This is a genomic window from Kistimonas scapharcae (genome assembly GCF_039540975.1).
Classification (GTDB): domain Bacteria; phylum Pseudomonadota; class Gammaproteobacteria; order Pseudomonadales; family Endozoicomonadaceae; genus Kistimonas; species Kistimonas scapharcae.
The window spans coordinates 18,328-36,053 of the sequence record NZ_BAABFL010000112.1; the positions used below are offsets into that span (position 1 = coordinate 18,328).

The window sequence follows — 17,726 nt, forward strand, 5'->3', positions numbered from 1 at the left end:
ATGCTACCAAACCGATATCACATTACCATCAGCGCCATACTGCTGGCCGCCACTGCCCCCCTATCCGCAGAGACGACTATCAGCCACGGCATAGCTCTCCATGGTCATCCAAAATACCCTGCCAATTATGCCCACCTTGATTACGTCAATCCCGATGCGCCCAAAGGAGGCACCCTGCATCTCAATGCGACAGGCACGTTTGACAGCTTTAACCCTTTTATCCTCAAAGGTAAAGAGGCCTTTGGCAGCCTCTTTCTCCATGACACCCTGCTCAATCGAACGGTGGATGAACCCCTGAGCAAATACGGTGTTATCGTCAGCCGCATTGAGCGGCCAGATGATAACCGCTGGGTAGCCTTCACACTCAACCCTAAGGCCCGCTTTCAGGATGGAGCCCCCATTACCGCTGCAGACATTGTCTTCAGCTTCAAGACACTCCTAGAGAAAGGCTCCCCCTTCTGGCGACAGTTTTATACGGACGTTGACTCAGTCAACGCCACATCCCCTGATCGGGTGCTGTTCACTTTCAAAACCGGCCACAACCGGGAACTCCCCTTTATTCTTGGACAAATGCCTGTATTGGCAGAGCACTGGTGGCGCCATCGTGATTTTTCGCACAGCGGCCTGCAACCACCTGTCGGGAGCGGCCCCTACCGGATTGCGGATTTCCAGCCCGGCCGCTATGTCGTTTATGAACGCGTCAAAGATTACTGGGCTGCTGACCATCCCTTTAACCGTGGGCGATATAATTTCGACCGGGTACGGGTTGACTACTTCCGTGACCAGATCGTCGCACTGGAAGCCTTCAACAACGGCAGTATTGATATCCGCATCGAAGAGAATCCTCGGCACTGGCTTCAGGGGTACAATAAAAAAATGCTTCTAAGCGGCGACATTGTGCGCGAGAAACATCGTAACCAGAACCCGCAGACTCTCTCCCTGGTCTTTAATGCCCGCAAACCGCTACTGAAAGATCGTCCCCTCCGTGAAGCTATCACCTGGCTACTCGAGCCGGACTGGATGATCAACCACTTGCTGCACGATGAGTTCAACCGGGCTCTGAGTCTGTTCGCCGGCACCGATCTGAGCCTGCCAGGTATGCCCGGTCCAGAAGAAAAAGCACTGCTGACACCCTATCAAGACGCCCTGCCAAAAAACCTGTTTACAACCCCCTGGCATCCAGCCCCTGCCAGCCAAAGCAGTAGGCAACGGCTCACGTATGCCCATCAGATATTACAGACCGCCGGATACCGCATCGACAACAACCAGTTAACAACTCCATTAGGCGAAAGCGTCCATCTGGAGTTACTCCTTCATCAGCCAGAGCTGGAGCGGTTATTTCAAGGCCAGCGTAAACGTCTGACTGAAGCAGGTATTCTGCTGAATATCAGAACGATAGACAGCGCGCTCTATCTCAACCGCGTCCGCCAGTATGATTACGATGTGATTGTCCATACATTTCGGCATACACCATCGCCAGGCACGGAGCAATGCAACTTCTGGCACAGTGGTGTTGTGAATATTCCCGGCAGCCTGAATATGGCCGCAATCAACAACCCTGCAGTCGATGCCCTGTGCACCAGCATTCCACAGGCTGTCAGTCGAGCGGCACTGAAAGCCAGCTTGAACGCTATGGAACGCACCATACTTTGGCAATATCAAGTTATCCCCCTGTTTTACATGCCCGACTGGCACATTGCCTATCATGCCAGACTCAGGCACCCCGACACACTGCCAGGCTATGGCATTGACCTGACCACCTGGTGGCTGCGCACATCGGAGGATCAAAGGCTAGACTAATACACATTCTTCCAATCCAACGGCATGATGCCGGGTAAAAATGCACCCAATCCCAGCCATAATGGCCACCCCCTGACGGTTAAATTGATGCGAGCCTATATCGCCCGACGACTCCTGCTGTTTATACCCACACTGTTTGGCATCATGCTGATCAACTTTGTCATTGTCCAGGCGGCACCCGGTGGCCCCGTCGAGCAGATGATCGCCAAACTGGAAGGGCTGGATACGGATATTACCGGCCGCATCGGCGGAGATGCCGGTAGCGAAATCCAGCAACCGATGATGGATCAGAGCAGTGAATACCGAGGCTCCCGGGGACTCGATCCTGACCTTATCCGGGAAATAGAAAAGCAATACGGATTCGACAAGCCGCCCATAGAGCGATTTATCCAGATGATGTACCACTACCTGACTTTCGATTTCGGGAGCAGCTTCTACCGTGATATTTCCGTCATTGACCTCATTGCAGAGAAATTGCCGGTCTCGCTCTCTCTCGGGTTATGGAGCACCCTGCTGGTTTACACCCTCTCTATTCCCCTGGGTATCCGTAAGGCGGTGCGACACGGCAGTCATTTTGATGTCTGGAGCAGCACAATGGTCACAATCTGTTATGCCGTACCAGGCTTTCTACTGGCATTATTTCTGATTATTTTTTTGGCAGGTGGCAGCTACTGGCAACTTTTCCCGTTACGGGGCCTGGTATCCGATGATTTCGACACGCTGTCGTTAGCTGGAAAGATAGCTGATTATTTCTGGCACCTGACTCTCCCCCTGACGGCCATGGTTCTGGGCAGTTTTGCCACCCTCACCTTTCTGACCAAAAACGCCTTCCTGGACCAGATAGCCCGTCAATACGTGATGACAGCGCGCGCCAAGGGACTCAACGAGCGGCAAGTGCTCTACGGACATGTGTTTCGCAACGCCATGCTAATTGTTATTGCCGGTTTTCCTGCGGCATTGATCAGCATCCTGTTTACCAACAGCCTGCTGATTGAAGTGGTCTTTTCCCTGGATGGATTGGGCCTGCTCGGTTTTGAAGCCGCCATCAGCCGAGATTACCCCGTGGTGTTTGGAACACTCTATATCTTCACACTACTGGGGCTCATCGCGAGACTGCTGGGTGACCTGACCTATGTCCTGGTCGATCCTCGCATTGATTTCGAGACCAGGGATTTCTGATGCGCCTGCGTCCTCATAATCAAAAAAGGTGGCAACAATTCAAAGCAAATCGCCGGGGCTATGCCGCCTTATACCTCTTCCTGATGCTATTTACCCTGGCGCTTATGGCAGAGCTGATTGCAAACGATAAACCCCTGCTGGTTCACTATAAGAACCAATTCCATGTGCCGGTCTTATTTGACTACCCGGAAACCACCTTTGGTGGCGATCTACCGCTCCGTACAGACTACCGGCAACAGGACATCCAGTCGCAGATCCTTCAGCAGGGCTGGATGCTCTGGCCTCCAATACGCTATTCGCATGACACCATCAATTATGATCAGCCAGCCCCGGCCCCCCCTTCCTCCGAGAACTGGCTGGGCACGGACGACCAGGGACGTGATGTCCTGGCAAGGGTCATCTATGGACTCAGGATTTCCATCCTCTTCAGCCTGCTGCTGACCCTGTTCAGCACCCTGATTGGCATCGTGGCCGGTGCGCTCCAGGGATACTATGGCGGGCGAATCGACCTGTTCGGGCAACGCTTTCTGGAAATATGGACCGGTCTTCCGATGCTCTATCTGCTGATCATCCTGGCCAGCCTGGTAGAACCCGGTTTCTGGTGGCTGCTGGGTACCATGCTGCTATTCTCCTGGACAGCACTGGTCGATGTTGTAAGAGCCGAATTCCTTCGGGGCAGAAACCTGGACTATGTCAGGGCAGCACGCGCTCTGGGCGTCTCCGATACCCGCTTGATGTTCCGTCATATCCTGCCTAACGCCATGGTCGCTACCCTGACATTTATTCCTTTTATCCTCACGGGCGCAATCAGCACGCTGACCTCTCTCGATTTTCTGGGGTTTGGCCTACCGGTCGGTTCGCCGTCTCTCGGTGAGCTGATAGCACAGGGCAAAAACAACCTGCAGGCTCCCTGGCTAGGCGTTACCGCCTTCCTGGTTTTATCTTTCCTGCTGACACTGCTGGTCTTTATTGGTGAGGCAGTAAGAGATGCAATGGATGCAGGAGCAACCGCGTGAGCCTGCTGGACATACAACATTTATCCGTGAAATTAAACGATAGCCAGAAGTCACTGGTGAAATCGCTGTCATTCACCATTGAAGCAGGAGAAACCGTTGCATTGGTGGGCGAATCCGGTTCAGGCAAAACCCTGACAGCTCTCAGCATTATGGGTTTACTCCCCCACAACACCTGCGCTTCCGGACATATACTGTTCAAGGGACAAAATCTGCTGAGGCTTGAAAACCAGGTACTGGCCAATCTGCGCGGCAATCGTCTCAGCATGATATTTCAGGAGCCCCTGAGCGCATTAAATCCTCTCCATACGGCGGGCAGACAGATCAGTGAAACCCTGATCCGCCACCAGGGACTGAGCGACCGACAGGCGAAAACCGAGACTCTCGCACTCCTTGAACGGGTGGGCATCAAGCAGACTGAACAGAAATATAACGCCCTGCCCCACGCACTATCCGGCGGTCAACGCCAGCGTGTTATGATCGCCATGGCACTGGCCAACCGTCCGAATCTGTTGATTGCGGATGAACCCACGACCGCACTGGATGTTACCGTCCAACAAAAGATTCTTGCGTTACTGGACAGCTTACGGGATGAGTACGACCTCTCCGTACTCTTGATCAGCCATGATCTCAATCTGGTCAAACACCATGCTTCACGGGTTGCGATCATGGCAGATGGCCAGATCATTGAATCAGGGGGCGTTGAATCCATATTGCATGCTCCCCAACAGCCATTGACCAAAGCGTTAATCAACGCCACCCCCCAAGGCTCTGCCTCCCCCCTTACGCCAAACGCACGTGACACAATACGTGCATCGGAGATCACAGTACGTTTTCCTGAAAGAAAAGGGATTCTGGGTACCGTGAAGTCCTGGCATTATGCCGTTCGTAATGTATCACTGGCGTTAAAAGCCGGCGAAACCCTCGGATTGGTCGGAGAAAGCGGCTCGGGGAAAACCACACTGGCGTGTGCACTTCTCAAGTTACAGGCCTTTTCAGGCAACATTCAGCTTCGCCAGAAAAGCATTGACCAGCTGTCAAATAAAGCATTCCGTCCTTTCCGTCGCCATCTCCAGATGGTCTTCCAGGATCCATTTGGTAGCTTGAGCCCGCGACTGACGGTTGAAGAAATCATCGCCGAAGGACTTCACATCCATCGCCCTGATAATCCCGACACTATCAGGCAACAGGTCATCAGCGTCCTTCAGGATGTACAGCTACCGGACACCATTCTGAACCGCTACCCCCACGAATTCTCCGGCGGACAACGCCAGCGAATCGCTATTGCCCGCGCGCTGGTGCTCAAACCCGAGGTACTGATACTCGACGAACCCACATCAGCCCTGGATCGCACGGTACAGTGCCAAATCATCAATCTACTCAAAGCGTTACAAGAGAAACACCATCTCAGCTACCTGATTATCAGCCATGACCTCGCCATTATCAGGGCCATCAGCCATCGCATCATGGTCATGCGTCATGGTGAAATATTGGAATCCGGTGACACGGAAACCGTGTTCCAACACCCCGCCCAAGCGTATACACGCCAGCTCCTGCAGGCTTCGTTGACAGATAATTACATAAAATAAAGTGCCGTTATCGAAACCAGCTCATGGTTTCTCTATACTGGCGGAATTTGTCGATATAAAGGAATTCCAAATGGCTTTTCTCAAGGGAAAACGTGCACTGATCGTGGGCGTTGCCAGCAAATTGTCTATTGCCAGCGGCATCGCGGAAGCCATGCACAGGGAAGGCGCCGAGCTGGCCTTCACCTATCAGAATGAAAAACTGAAAGGGCGCGTAGAAAAATTCGCTGAACAGTGGGGGTCATCCGCTGATTTGTGCTTCCCCTGTGATGTCGCCAGCGATGAACTGATCGAGGCCGTGTTTACTGAACTGGCCAAGCAATGGGACGGGCTGGACATCATTGTCCATGCTGTCGGCTTTGCACCGGGCGACCAGCTCAGCGGTAACTTTGCCGATGTTACCACCCGTGACGGCTTCCGCATTGCCCATGATATCAGCGCCTACAGCTTCATCGCACTGGCCAAAGCCGGCCGTCAGATGATGACTGGACGTAATGGCGCGTTACTGACCCTGTCATACCTTGGGGCTGAGCGTACCATGCCTAACTACAACGTGATGGGTCTGGCCAAAGCCAGTCTCGAAGCCAGCGTCCGTTACCTGGCAACCGGCCTGGGTGAAGAAGGCACCCGGGTCAATGGCATCTCAGCCGGCCCCATCCGCACCCTGGCAGCCAGCGGGATTAACAGCTTCCGTAAGATGCTGGCCCATAATGAAGAACGGGCGCCGCTCCGCAGGAATGTCACGCAGCTCGAAGTCGGCAATGTAGCGGCGTTTCTCTGCTCCGATCTCGCCAGTGGCGTTACCGGTGAAATCACCTATGTCGATGGCGGCTTCAACATCACCGCAATGGGGCAACTGCCAGAATAACCTTGCGCTTTTTCCTGACGATACAAAAAAGAAAAAAGGCCGGATTCACCGGCCTTTTTTCTTTACATAAAAAGCGTTAACTTTCTGAATCTTGCGCAAACCGTTTGATATCCGCAGTATTTTTCAGATCCTGCTGATACTCACCAAACAGCGCTTCCCCCATACGCATGGAAAGAATGTTTCCAATTGTCTGGGCTTGCTCAGACTCAACGGCCTCCGATCCCTGCACCACCTTGCTCACCGCAACGACAACCACATCACCATTGGGCAGGGTTGTTTTACCGTAACTGGGCACATCGCCTTGCGGATGCGGCAATTTAAACGCATCCATCAGTAGCTGCTGAGGCACATCCTCTTCTGCACGTCTTGCGGTTTCTTTAACCTGCCACTCTACCGCGTAGTCCTTGGCAACAGCATCGCCAGCGCTACCTGCGTTAAGGGCGGCCAAGATAGCATCGGCTTTTTCGTTAAGCTGTTGGTCTGCCTGCTCCTTCTGGATCTGCGCAACGATAGCATCACGAACACCAGACAGAGACTTCACCTCGGGCTGCTTGTGCTCCTTGATGCGAACAACCGCGACTTTGCCAGGCCCTATATCCAAAGGCTCACTGTTCGCCTGCAGGTTCAGAACATCGTCACTGAAGGCCGCGTCGATAACCGCGCGATTTTCAGCAATGCCTTCGCCGCCACTACGGCCAAACAAGTCAGTTGTTTGCACGTCAAGACCCAACTCTTCTGCAGGCTGCTGAAGGTCCGCAGCTTCAAAGCTGATGTCTGCCAGCTTCTGGGATTGCTCAACAAACAGCGGATCTACAGCACTTTCCTTGAGCTCCCTGGCGATTTCATTACGCATATCAGCCAGTGCAGGGATATCTGCATCAGTACCTGCAGTACGCTTGATCAACACCACACCAAAATCGGTTAGCACGGGTTGGGAAACTTCACCTTTATCAAGGGCTGCCAGAGCCTCATCGAAAGCGGCCCCCAGGAATCCAGTTTCAACAGCACCTAAATCCCCACCCTTGGCCGCTGAATCAGGCTCCTCGGAATATTCACGAGCCAGCTTGGCAAAGTCTTCACCCTTATTCATACGCTGCTTGAGTTCATCCGCAAGCGCCAGAGTCGCTTTTTCGTCGCGAGCATTACTGGATTCCAGCAGAATCATGGAAGCAGTAACAGCATTGTCAGCCTTCTCTTTCAGATCAGCTACACGGGATTCATAGCGTGCTTTGATATCTGCTTCAGTGACATCAACCTGCTCAGCCAGCTTTGCCCGATCCAGAACCACATACTCCAGACTGACCTGCTCAGGCGTCATATAGTCAGCCTGATGCTCCTGGTAATAATACGCAATGGTTTCTTCATCAACCTTCACGGCATCTCGCGCTGCAGCGAGATCCAGTGTCAGCCAGGCAATATCACGGGTCTGCTGCTGTATATCCGTCAGCATCTGCACTTCATACGGCGTAGCAAATTCAGAGCCGGCAATACTGGCGCGGATATGAGACGCCAGCAGTTCTTCGCGGAGATACTGACGGAATTGCAGCGGCGTCATCCCCAGAGAGCGTACCAGCTGCTGGAAGCGGTTGGCGTCAAACTGGCCATCCACCTGAAATTCCGGCGTAGAGCGAATCAACTGATCCACGCTCTGGACAGAAATGGACATCCCTACCCGGTCGGCGTACTGGCGGACCACTTCCTTCTGAATCAAACCTTCCAGTGCCGCCTGTTGCAGCATCTGCTCATTGAACATGGAAGGGTCGAAGTTACCGCCAAGCTGCTGCATCAATAACCGACGTTGCTGATCAACCGCCTGCATCAATTGCTGCTGGGTGATTTCCTGGCCATTCACTTCGGCGACTTCAGGGTTATTTGGGTTCGGAGCCAGCGACTCCAGACCGAAGATAGCAAAGGTAAAGGCAATAAAAGCAATAATCGCCTTGGCGATCCAGCCCTGGGCCTTATCCCTCGTGTTTTGCAGCATAGAAACCTCAACAACGTCCTGTGAATCGAATTCTGTATGAATGCAACAACCTGATAGTCAACCGGTCAATCCCTGCTTCAGACTTAGCGGGCATCACCGGCCAAGGCCTACTGTGCACGTCATAGGATGAAAAGTAGTGAATAATAATAAAAAGGCGTATCCATGGATACGCCTTTTTCATCTCAACCCCATGCACCGAAAGTTTGCGCTTATAACGGAACAGCTCCGAACAGGCATCACCGTTCACGTTACAGGGTGAGCATCAGTTATGTTTAATTCACCGCGTCCTTCAAAGCCTTACCCGCTTTAAAGCTGGGAATCTTGGCTGCGGCAATCTGGATCGGCTGGCCAGTCTGAGGGTTACGGCCTGTACGTGCAGCACGCTCCTTGACACCAAATGTTCCAAATCCAACCAGGGCAACCTGGTCGCCACTCTTCAATGCACTGGTAATGGACTCTACAACCGCATCCAGCGCGCGACCGGCAGCTGCTTTCGGGATATCCGCAGATTCAGCAATTGTCTCGATCAGTTCAGACTTGTTCACTTCATTCCCCTTCTTGTGACGTGGTGTTTCGATGGCCTACGCAAGGGCTCAGCCATCGTGGTACATGCTTCACCAGTTTTTCCGGTTATTTCTGTCACACACTAACCAGAAAGGGGTGATGACTGAATGGGCATACCGGAAGGAACTGCCATAAATTTCGACCTGCAAAAACCGCAAAGTTTTATACCAATACGCTTCAGTCACTGTCAAGAAAGCCCCGCCCTGCAAGGGTTTCAGAGATGCAGAATCAGTATAAATAGACTATTTTCCGGCAGGTCGTGTAGAAAATCGAAGAATATTAATCATAAACACCCATGGCGAGCCTAAGCCCGCCATGGTTTAACAACGATTTCAGTGTGTACTGACCAGATCGCCACGGGCAGCATCTGCTTTTCCGTTCGCATCCTCGACAGCGACATCCTGATCCTTAGACTGCGGATCCGGCATAAACTTCAATGCCAACTCCAGCACTTCATCAATCCACTTGACCGGACAGATCTCAAGATCCTGCTTGATATTATCCGGAATCTCCTTGAGATCCTTCTTATTCTCAGCAGGAATGATCACGGTTTTGATCCCGCCACGGTGGGCCGCCAACAGTTTTTCTTTCAGGCCGCCAATCGCCAGAACTTGCCCACGCAAGGTAATTTCCCCCGTCATCGCCACATCGGCACGTACCGGAATGCCAGTAAATACGGAAGCCAGTGCCGTGCACATAGCAATCCCCGCACTAGGACCATCCTTCGGTGTCGCCCCTTCCGGCACATGGATATGCACATCGTGGGTCTCATGAAAATCAGGCTTGATACCTAAAACAGGCGCCCGACTTCTCACAACTGTCATTGCGGCCTGAATGGACTCCTGCATGACATCGCCCAGAGACCCCGTCTTGATGACCTGGCCTTTACCGCTAGTCGCCACAGCTTCGATTGTCAGTAACTCCCCCCCCACCTGGGTCCAGGCCAGGCCGGTTACCTGACCTATCTGATCCTTCTCTTCGGCGAGGCCATAGGTGAATTTCTGAACGCCAGAATAATGCTCAAGATCGTCTGGCACGATTTTGCCTGGCACATCATGAACACCTAACGCCTGCTCCTTCACCAGCTTCCGGCATATTTTGGCGATTTCACGCTCCAATCCTCGAACACCGGCCTCGCGCGTGTAATAACGCACAAGATCACGAATGGTATTCTCATCAAATTGGGTTTCGCCCTTCTTCAGACCGGCGTTTTTAAGCTGCTTAGGCAATAGATACCGTTCAGAGATATTGATTTTCTCTTGCTCGGTATAACCCGGGATTCTGATCACCTCCATACGATCCAGCAGTGGTGCCGGGATGTTCATGGAATTAGAGGTACAGACAAACATAACATCAGAAAGATCGTAATCCACTTCAAGATAGTGGTCATTGAAACTGTTGTTTTGCTCTGGATCCAGCACTTCCAACAATGCAGATGCTGGGTCACCGCGCATATCAGAACCCATCTTATCAATTTCATCGAGGAGAAAAAGCGGATTCTTGACACCCGACTTGGCCATTTTCTGTACCAGCTTGCCGGGCATGGAACCAATATAGGTTCTTCTGTGACCTCGAATTTCAGCTTCATCACGCACACCACCCAGTGCCATGCGAACAAACTTACGATTGGTAGCCCTGGCTATAGACTCACCTAAGGACGTCTTACCCACCCCTGGAGGCCCAACCAGACACAAAACAGGTCCCTTGATCTTACGGACACGCTGCTGAACCGCCAGATACTCAAGAATCCGATCCTTAACTTCCTCCAGACCATAATGATCTTCATTGAGGATTGTTTCCGCTTTTTTCAGATCATGACGAACTTTGCTACGTTTTTTCCAGGGAATACTCAGCATCCAGTCAATATAACCGCGAACGACTGTGGCTTCTGCTGACATTGGTGACATCTGCTTCAGCTTCTTCAGCTCTGACATGGACTTGTCGAGCGCTTCAGCTGTCATGCCTGCAGCCTCTACTTTCTCCTTGAGGCTATCTAATTCATCGACACCATCTTCAATGCTACCCAGCTCTTTCTGAATGGCCTTCATCTGCTCATTCAGATAGTATTCCCGCTGACTCCTTTCCATCTGTTTCTTGACACGACCCCTCACCCGCTTTTCAACCTGAAGCAGATCAATCTCGGTTTCGATCAGTGCTATCAGGTACTCAAGCCGTTCGAATATGTCATTAACTTCCAGAATTTTTTGCTTGTCTTCTATTTTGAGAACCATATGGGCAGAAACGGTGTCTGCCAGTCTCTCTGGGTCGTCCACCTCCGTGAGGGAGTTGAGGACTTCTGTCCCCACTTTTTTGCTAAGCTGCACATATTGCTCAAACTTGCTGTAGAGCGTCTGCGTCAAAACTTCAGTGCGGCGTGCTTCAACCTGTATGGATTCCTGAACATCAGCAAGTGCTGTGTAATAGTCGCCACTATCCCGGAATTCGGTAATATTCGCTCTTGCGGCCCCTTCCACCAGAACCTTGACCGTTCCATCAGGCAGCTTCAGCATTTGCAAGATGGTTGATAGTGTCCCAACCTCGTAGATTTCAGCAGGAGCCGGATCGTCATCTTGGGCATTCTTCTGAGCGACAAGCAGCACGCGACGATCACCGCTCATTGCCTTTTCAAGGGCTTTAATCGATTTATCCCTTCCAACAAACAAAGGAATAACCATATGGGGATAGACGACAACATCCCGGAGTGGCAAAAGCGGTAGCTCCACCGTCTCATGGCAGCGGGTGAGATCCTGATTTTCCATACGCAGCCCTCTCTTCTGATACTCCTGACGGCCAGAGAACACGCTGACAACTCAGTACAGCGCCAGCAACTACTGCAGACCGCCTTACAATCACTAAGATGAGGGCTTACGAACAAAAATACAAGGACAAAATGACCTGCATCAAAAAACGCTGACCACTTTGTCAGCATTAACCAAAATTATTGAAATATAAATAAAAAATGGTCTGAACACAAAGAATGAGAATGAGCAGAGGTGAGAAAGAAGGCAACAAAAGAAAAATAGGGTGACAATCGCATGATTGTCACCCTGCAAAATGACTTACTCTTCTGGCAGTACTTTTTGCGCTTCAGTATTGTCGTAAAGCAAAATAGGTGCGGTTTCACCCCGAATGACATTGCCATCAATGACCACCTTGGAAATAGTCTTATCCGAAGGCACGTCATACATAATCTCAAGCAACACATTCTCAAGAATGGAACGCAAACCACGAGCACCCGTCTTTCGCTCCATCGCCTGTCGAGCCACTTCTCGAAGTGCTTCGTCACGAAAATCGATGTCCACACCTTCCATTTCTAGAAGACGCGCGTACTGTTTGGTCAAAGCATTTTTAGGCTCAGTCAAAATTCTGACCAGCGCCTCTTCATCTAATTCTTCAAGCGTAGCTGCAACCGGCAGTCGACCGACAAACTCAGGAATCAGACCATATTTAACCAGATCTTCTGGCTCAACATCCTTGAATGTTTCACCAAGACTCTTCTTGACATCTTTGCTTTTGACATCTGCAGAAAAGCCAATACCACCCTTTTCAGTCCGGTCACGAATCACCTTTTCCAGACCCGCAAATGCACCACCACAAATAAAGAGAATGTTGGAGGTATCAACTTGTAAAAATTCTTGCTGAGGATGCTTGCGCCCCCCCTGAGGCGGCACCGATGCCACAGTGCCCTCAATCAGCTTGAGAAGTGCCTGCTGAACGCCCTCACCTGACACATCCCGGGTAATGGACGGATTATCGGCCTTTCTTGAAATCTTATCGATTTCATCGATATAGACAATGCCCATCTGAGCCTTTTCTACATCATAATCGCATTTCTGAAGTAACTTCTGGATGATGTTTTCGACATCTTCACCCACATAACCTGCTTCTGTTAACGTCGTTGCGTCTGCAATAGTGAAAGGGACATTCAACAGACGCGCCAGCGTTTCAGCAAGCAATGTCTTACCGGAGCCCGTCGGCCCCACCAGAAGGATGTTACTCTTTCCGAGCTCCACATCATCTTTGTTGCGGCTTTCACCCGCCTGGAGTCGCTTGTAGTGGTTATAGACGGCAACAGACAGTACCTTCTTAGCACGCTGCTGACCTATAACATACTCATCTAGAATATCTTTGATCTCTCTGGGTGCGGGAAGCTTGTCACTACTACCTTCTGGTGCCGCTTCCTGGACCTCTTCACGGATAATATCGTTACAGAGATCAACACACTCGTCGCAAATAAAGACCGATGGGCCCGCAATCAGCTTCCGCACTTCATGCTGGCTTTTGCCGCAGAAGGAGCAGTAAAGCAGCTTGCCGCTATCATCACCCTTGCCGTTGCTCTGGTCGGTCATTCAAATACCCTGTTTTCTGGGATAACCCTTTAACAACAAGATGCTGGTTTTACCGTCATATTTCAAGGGGTCAGACAGAGAAAAGGTAATCGCCTTGTCCGTGCTACTGACCACCCGAAATACCATGGGTCAGCCCAGGCTCCTACTCGGAAACCTGGCGCTTATCCATCACCTCATCAATCAGACCATACTCCTTGGCCTGAAGGGCATCCATAAAGTTGTCACGATCAGTATCTCTTTCAACCACTTCCATGGGCTGGCCCGTATGATGTGACAGAACCTTGTTCAGCTTGTCCTTGATGGTCAGAATCTCTTTGGCGTGAATTTCAATATCGGACGCCTGACCCTGGAAACCACCCAAAGGCTGATGAATCATCACCCTGGAGTGCGGCAGACAATAACGCTTACCCGCAGCACCGGAAGCCAGCAGCAATGCCCCCATACTGGCGGCCTGTCCGACACAATAGGTACAGACATCCGGCTTGATAAACTGCATAGTGTCATAGATTGCCATGCCTGCCGTGACCGAACCGCCGGGTGAGTTGATATAAAGATGAATATCCTTATCCGGATTTTCAGACTCCAGAAACAGCATCTGGGCGACAATCAGGTTAGCCATGTAATCTTCAACCTGGCCCACCATAAAAATAACCCGCTCTTTTAACAAGCGGGAATAGATATCGTAGGAACGCTCACCCCTGGCAGACTGCTCCACCACAATGGGCACCAGCCCACCGGCTGCCGAAATCTGGGGAGCGCTGTAATCAGTGAATCTGGACATATCCTGGAATGGCTCCTTGTCGGTGTGGGAGCACTGTCTCCGACAGTGCTCCGATCTTGCTGAGAAGAAATATCAGCAGGCCAAGACCTTAAGCTTCGGTCTCTTCTTCAGCGGCATGTTGTTGAGCAGGCTTGATCGCCTCTTTGTAACTGCACTCGGCCTCAGAAACCTGTGCAGCATCGAGAATAGTATCCACCACCTGTTCTTCCAGTACAACATACTGCACCTGGCTCAGCTGCTGTTCATTGCTGTAGTACCAGTCAATCACCTGCTGAGGCTGCTGGTAGGCAGAAGCAATATCTTCGATCATGCTGCGCACACGGTTATCATCGACCTTGATCTCTTTAACCTTAACGATCTCACCGACCAGCAAACCCAGCTTGACGCGCTTGTCAGCTTCATCTTTAAACAGTTCAGCCGGCAGGTTTTTCGGGTCAATACCGCTGTTCACACCACCAAACTGTGCGACAGCCTGATGACGCAGGCGATCAATTTCCTGCGCAGCCAGCGCCTGGGGAACATCCAGATTGTGAACAGACAGCAGCCCATCCATTACCTGGTTTTTGATCTTGGTCTTGATAGACTGACGCAGCTCTCGTTCCATGTTCTTGCGAATTTCTTCACGAAACGCTTCTTCGCCGCCTTCTTTAACACCATACTTGGCAAAGAACTCATCGTTCATTTCCGGCAGAACAGGCTGACTGACAGCTTTAACCTTAACGGTAAAGGTAGTCTGCTGACCTTTCAGTTCTTCTGAGTGGTACTCTTCGGGGAAGGTCAGCTCAAGCACTTTTTCTTCACCGGCAGAAGCACCAATCAGGCCATCTTCAAAACCAGGGATCATCTGACCAGAGCCCAGCACCAGCTTCTGATCTTCAGCACTGCCACCCTCAAACGCTTCACCGTTCAGGGTACCAACGTAGTCAATCTCTACCTGGTCACCGCTCTCGGCAGCGCGCTCAACCACTTCCCAGGTACGGCTCTGTTCACGCAGGGTGTTGAGCATGTTATCAACATCAGCATCCTGGACAGTGCTCACAGGCTTTTCGACCTTGATCTGGGCGAAGTCTTCCAGAGCGATTTCCGGGTACACTTCAAAGGTGGCAATGAACTCGAAGTCCTTACCTTCTTCCATGACCTTGGGTTCTACACTGGGGGAACCGGCAGGCTGGAGTTCCTCGCTGGAAATCGCTTCCATGTAGGAGGTCTGCATAACCTCACCCAGTACTTCCTGATAAGCGCCCTTTCCGTAACGCTTCTTAACCACCTTGAACGGTACCTTGCCCGGACGGAAACCATCCAGACGGACACGGCGGCTCATTTCCTTAAGACGCTCCTCAACCTTGGCATCCACATCAGCCGCCGGAACAACGATAGTCAGGCGACGCTCAAGGCCGGAAGTCGTTTCAAGTGAGACTTGCATGGGTATTCCTCATAAAACCAGCTGTAGCAACATTCGGTCACTGAAAAGTGTGACAGGGTATCAAATTCTCATGCATCACTGAATAGCCGATGCATATACCCTGCAACTACATCAATCCCCGGAAGACAGTCTTTTATGCGCTTATTATTGGCAACCAAAAGGCACTTGGATATCAGCACGATACCAAGATGACCTTTTCGCCACATACGAAAAATGGGGATAAGGCAAGCTTATCCCCATTTTTAACAATGCATGGTGCGGAAGGAGAGACTCGAACTCTCACGCCTTTCGGCACTGGAACCTAAATCCAGCGTGTCTACCAATTCCACCACTTCCGCACAAAATCCCGCCAACCTGGCAGGAAACTTTTAAAAACTGGGGTGGACGATGGGAGTCGAACCCACGACCGCAGGAGTCACAATCCTGAGCTCTACCAACTGAGCTACGCCCACCAGCAAAATATCAACACACTACAACAACGAATTAAGTGGGGTGGACGATGGGAGTCGAACCCACGACCGCAGGAGTCACAATCCTGAGCTCTACCAACTGAGCTACGCCCACCACTAAATTCATACCGCCAGAAAGAAACTCACCGGCCAGTTGCGAAGCGCATCGTACTGATTTTTAAGCAGGATGCAAGCCCTACTCGCAAACCAGACAACACATCATCGAACCAACAAAACGCTTTTCAAAGACTGGCAAAGAAAACCGATCAGAAACACTGCATGGCGCGCCCGGCAGGATTCGAACCTGCGACCCACGGCTTAGAAGGCCGTTGCTCTATCCAACTGAGCTACGGGCGCATATACCCTTTATATCACAGGTTGTAACTGGTCGGGGTAGAGAGATTCGAACTCCCGACATCCTGCTCCCAAAGCAGGCGCGCTACCAGACTGCGCTATACCCCGAATCAGACGCTGCGAAGCGGCATGAGTGCTGCTCAACGACGGGGCGAATATTACCCGCAGCCTTTCAGTTCGTCAACGCCTCATCGACTACCTTTTTCCGTTAGGAAACGAGGACTTACAAAATGCTGTTAACGAAAATGCCACCCACATGCTTTCCTTTATTAAAGAACATTTTTGAGGGAAGCGACAAAATCGGATTACAACGCGTGCTCACAAGCCAACTTGAAACACTGCAGCGAGTTCAACCGCAATCGAAAAAATTCCAGGCCAAGAAATAATATGCCCCGTTATGCGTTGACCCATGCCACGATTTACCGCCGAAAATCTGTCATACTCCCCGCCTTCCTGAAACAGAAAAAACAAGTCACATCTCATGCAAGCAAAGATCATTGATGGCAAACGCATTGCTGACGGGATCACGGACCGCATAGCTGCTGCTGTAAAAACAAGACAGGAACACGGTCTCCGCACCCCGGGTCTGGCGGTGATACTCCTGGGCGAAGACCCCGCTTCCCGCGTTTATGTCGGCAAGAAACGGCGGGACTGCGAAAAAGTCGGCTTCCTCTCTCGCTCCTATGACCTCCCCACCGCCACTACTGAAGAACAGCTGCTCACCCTGATTGATAACCTGAACAATGATCCTGAAATCGACGGCATCCTGGTTCAGCTTCCCCTTCCTGCCCACATCAACAGCACGCACGTGATCGAGCGCATCCGCCCGGACAAAGATGTTGACGGTTTTCACCCCTACAATATTGGACGCCTCTGCCAGCGTAACCCGATGCTGCGCCCCTGCACCCCCAAGGGTGTCATGACGCTACTGGAAAGCACCGGTGAATGCCTGCGCGGTATGAAATCCACGATTGTCGGCGCCTCAAATATCGTTGGCCGCCCAATGATGCTTGAACTGCTCCTTGCAGGTAGCACTACAACGACTGCACACCGCTTCACTGAAAACTTGGCATCAGAAGTAGCCAGTGCTGATATCGTTGTTGTGGGTGTCGGGAAACCAGGACTGGTCAAAGGCGAGTGGATCAAACCAGGCAGCATCGTGATTGACGTGGGCATCAACCGCCTGGAAAGCGGCAAACTGGTTGGCGACGTAGAATTTGAAGCCGCCGCTGAGCGTGCCTCCTGGATCACACCAGTACCTGGCGGTGTCGGCCCCATGACTGTCGCAACCCTCCTGGAAAATACGCTCTACGCTGCCGAGCACCTCCATCCGGACGCATAAGCCACACAAACAAAAAAGGCCGGACATGAAGCCC

At 51.6% G+C, this 17,726-nt stretch carries 13 protein-coding genes and 5 tRNA genes; 7 read left to right on the forward strand and 11 right to left on the reverse strand.

Annotation, left to right across the window (positions count from 1 at the left end; genetic code table 11):
- The 5 genes from ABD892_RS06375 (at nucleotide 1) to fabI (ending at nucleotide 6,446) form a co-directional block, all read left to right on the forward strand.
- On the forward strand, nucleotides 1-1,800 hold the full coding sequence (locus tag ABD892_RS06375; RefSeq protein ID WP_345194594.1) for an extracellular solute-binding protein: 1,800 nt from the start codon (nucleotides 1-3) through the stop codon (nucleotides 1,798-1,800).
- Between the two features lie 87 nt (nucleotides 1,801-1,887).
- On the forward strand, nucleotides 1,888-2,979 hold the full coding sequence (locus ABD892_RS06380) for a microcin C ABC transporter permease YejB (protein WP_345194595.1): 1,092 nt from the start codon (nucleotides 1,888-1,890) through the stop codon (nucleotides 2,977-2,979).
- Nucleotides 2,979-3,995: an ABC transporter permease gene (locus ABD892_RS06385; RefSeq protein WP_345194596.1), complete on the forward strand. Its 1,017-nt coding sequence runs from the start codon at nucleotides 2,979-2,981 to the stop codon at nucleotides 3,993-3,995. The genes ABD892_RS06380 and ABD892_RS06385 overlap by 1 nt, the downstream gene beginning before the upstream one ends.
- Entirely contained in the window at nucleotides 3,992-5,581 is a 1,590-nt protein-coding gene (locus ABD892_RS06390) for an ABC transporter ATP-binding protein (protein WP_345194597.1), read from the forward strand. The genes ABD892_RS06385 and ABD892_RS06390 overlap by 4 nt, the downstream gene beginning before the upstream one ends.
- Before the next feature lie 70 nt (nucleotides 5,582-5,651).
- Nucleotides 5,652-6,446, forward strand: coding sequence for an enoyl-ACP reductase FabI (gene fabI / locus ABD892_RS06395; protein WP_345194598.1), 795 nt, complete (start codon nucleotides 5,652-5,654; stop codon nucleotides 6,444-6,446).
- Between the two features lie 76 nt (nucleotides 6,447-6,522).
- On the opposite strand, the gene ABD892_RS06400 is transcribed toward fabI, so the two are convergent.
- The 11 genes from ABD892_RS06400 to ABD892_RS06450 all read right to left on the reverse strand — a co-directional run bounded on the left by ABD892_RS06400 (nucleotide 6,523) and on the right by ABD892_RS06450 (nucleotide 16,458).
- A complete protein-coding gene (locus ABD892_RS06400) occupies nucleotides 6,523-8,430 on the reverse strand; it encodes a SurA N-terminal domain-containing protein (RefSeq protein ID WP_345194599.1) in 1,908 nt (635 codons plus the stop codon).
- 272 nt (nucleotides 8,431-8,702) lie between these two features.
- On the reverse strand, nucleotides 8,703-9,008 hold the full coding sequence (locus tag ABD892_RS06405; RefSeq protein ID WP_345194662.1) for an HU family DNA-binding protein: 306 nt from the start codon (nucleotides 9,006-9,008) through the stop codon (nucleotides 8,703-8,705).
- 318 nt (nucleotides 9,009-9,326) lie between these two features.
- Nucleotides 9,327-11,753 carry an endopeptidase La gene (gene lon / locus ABD892_RS06410; RefSeq protein ID WP_345194600.1) on the reverse strand — a complete coding sequence of 809 codons (2,427 nt, stop codon included), beginning with the start codon at nucleotides 11,751-11,753 and terminating at the stop codon, nucleotides 9,327-9,329.
- A gap of 300 nt (nucleotides 11,754-12,053) precedes the next feature.
- The gene (clpX, locus tag ABD892_RS06415; protein ID WP_345194601.1) at nucleotides 12,054-13,343 is read right to left on the reverse strand and encodes an ATP-dependent Clp protease ATP-binding subunit ClpX; all 1,290 of its coding nucleotides are present in this window, start codon (nucleotides 13,341-13,343) and stop codon (nucleotides 12,054-12,056) included.
- A 142-nt stretch (nucleotides 13,344-13,485) separates the two neighbouring features.
- Complete coding sequence (gene clpP / locus ABD892_RS06420; protein WP_211828315.1) at nucleotides 13,486-14,124, reverse strand: ATP-dependent Clp endopeptidase proteolytic subunit ClpP; 639 nt, start codon at nucleotides 14,122-14,124, stop codon at nucleotides 13,486-13,488.
- An 88-nt stretch (nucleotides 14,125-14,212) separates the two neighbouring features.
- Nucleotides 14,213-15,547, reverse strand: coding sequence for a trigger factor (gene tig / locus ABD892_RS06425; protein ID WP_345194602.1), 1,335 nt, complete (start codon nucleotides 15,545-15,547; stop codon nucleotides 14,213-14,215).
- A 253-nt stretch (nucleotides 15,548-15,800) separates the two neighbouring features.
- Nucleotides 15,801-15,885 (reverse strand) — tRNA-Leu (locus ABD892_RS06430).
- A 38-nt stretch (nucleotides 15,886-15,923) separates the two neighbouring features.
- Nucleotides 15,924-15,999 (reverse strand) — tRNA-His (locus ABD892_RS06435).
- A gap of 36 nt (nucleotides 16,000-16,035) precedes the next feature.
- Nucleotides 16,036-16,111, reverse strand: a tRNA-His gene (locus ABD892_RS06440).
- Nucleotides 16,112-16,276: 165 nt separating this feature from the next.
- A tRNA-Arg gene (locus ABD892_RS06445) sits at nucleotides 16,277-16,353 on the reverse strand.
- 28 nt (nucleotides 16,354-16,381) lie between these two features.
- Nucleotides 16,382-16,458: transfer RNA gene (locus ABD892_RS06450), tRNA-Pro, on the reverse strand.
- Between the two features lie 25 nt (nucleotides 16,459-16,483).
- Here ABD892_RS06450 and ABD892_RS06455 point away from each other — a divergent pair.
- Nucleotides 16,484-16,636 carry a hypothetical protein gene (locus tag ABD892_RS06455; RefSeq protein WP_345194603.1) on the forward strand — a complete coding sequence of 51 codons (153 nt, stop codon included), beginning with the start codon at nucleotides 16,484-16,486 and terminating at the stop codon, nucleotides 16,634-16,636.
- 195 nt (nucleotides 16,637-16,831) lie between these two features.
- The gene (folD, locus tag ABD892_RS06460; RefSeq protein ID WP_345194604.1) at nucleotides 16,832-17,692 is read left to right on the forward strand and encodes a bifunctional methylenetetrahydrofolate dehydrogenase/methenyltetrahydrofolate cyclohydrolase FolD; all 861 of its coding nucleotides are present in this window, start codon (nucleotides 16,832-16,834) and stop codon (nucleotides 17,690-17,692) included.
- The last annotated feature ends 34 nt before the right edge of the window (nucleotides 17,693-17,726 follow it).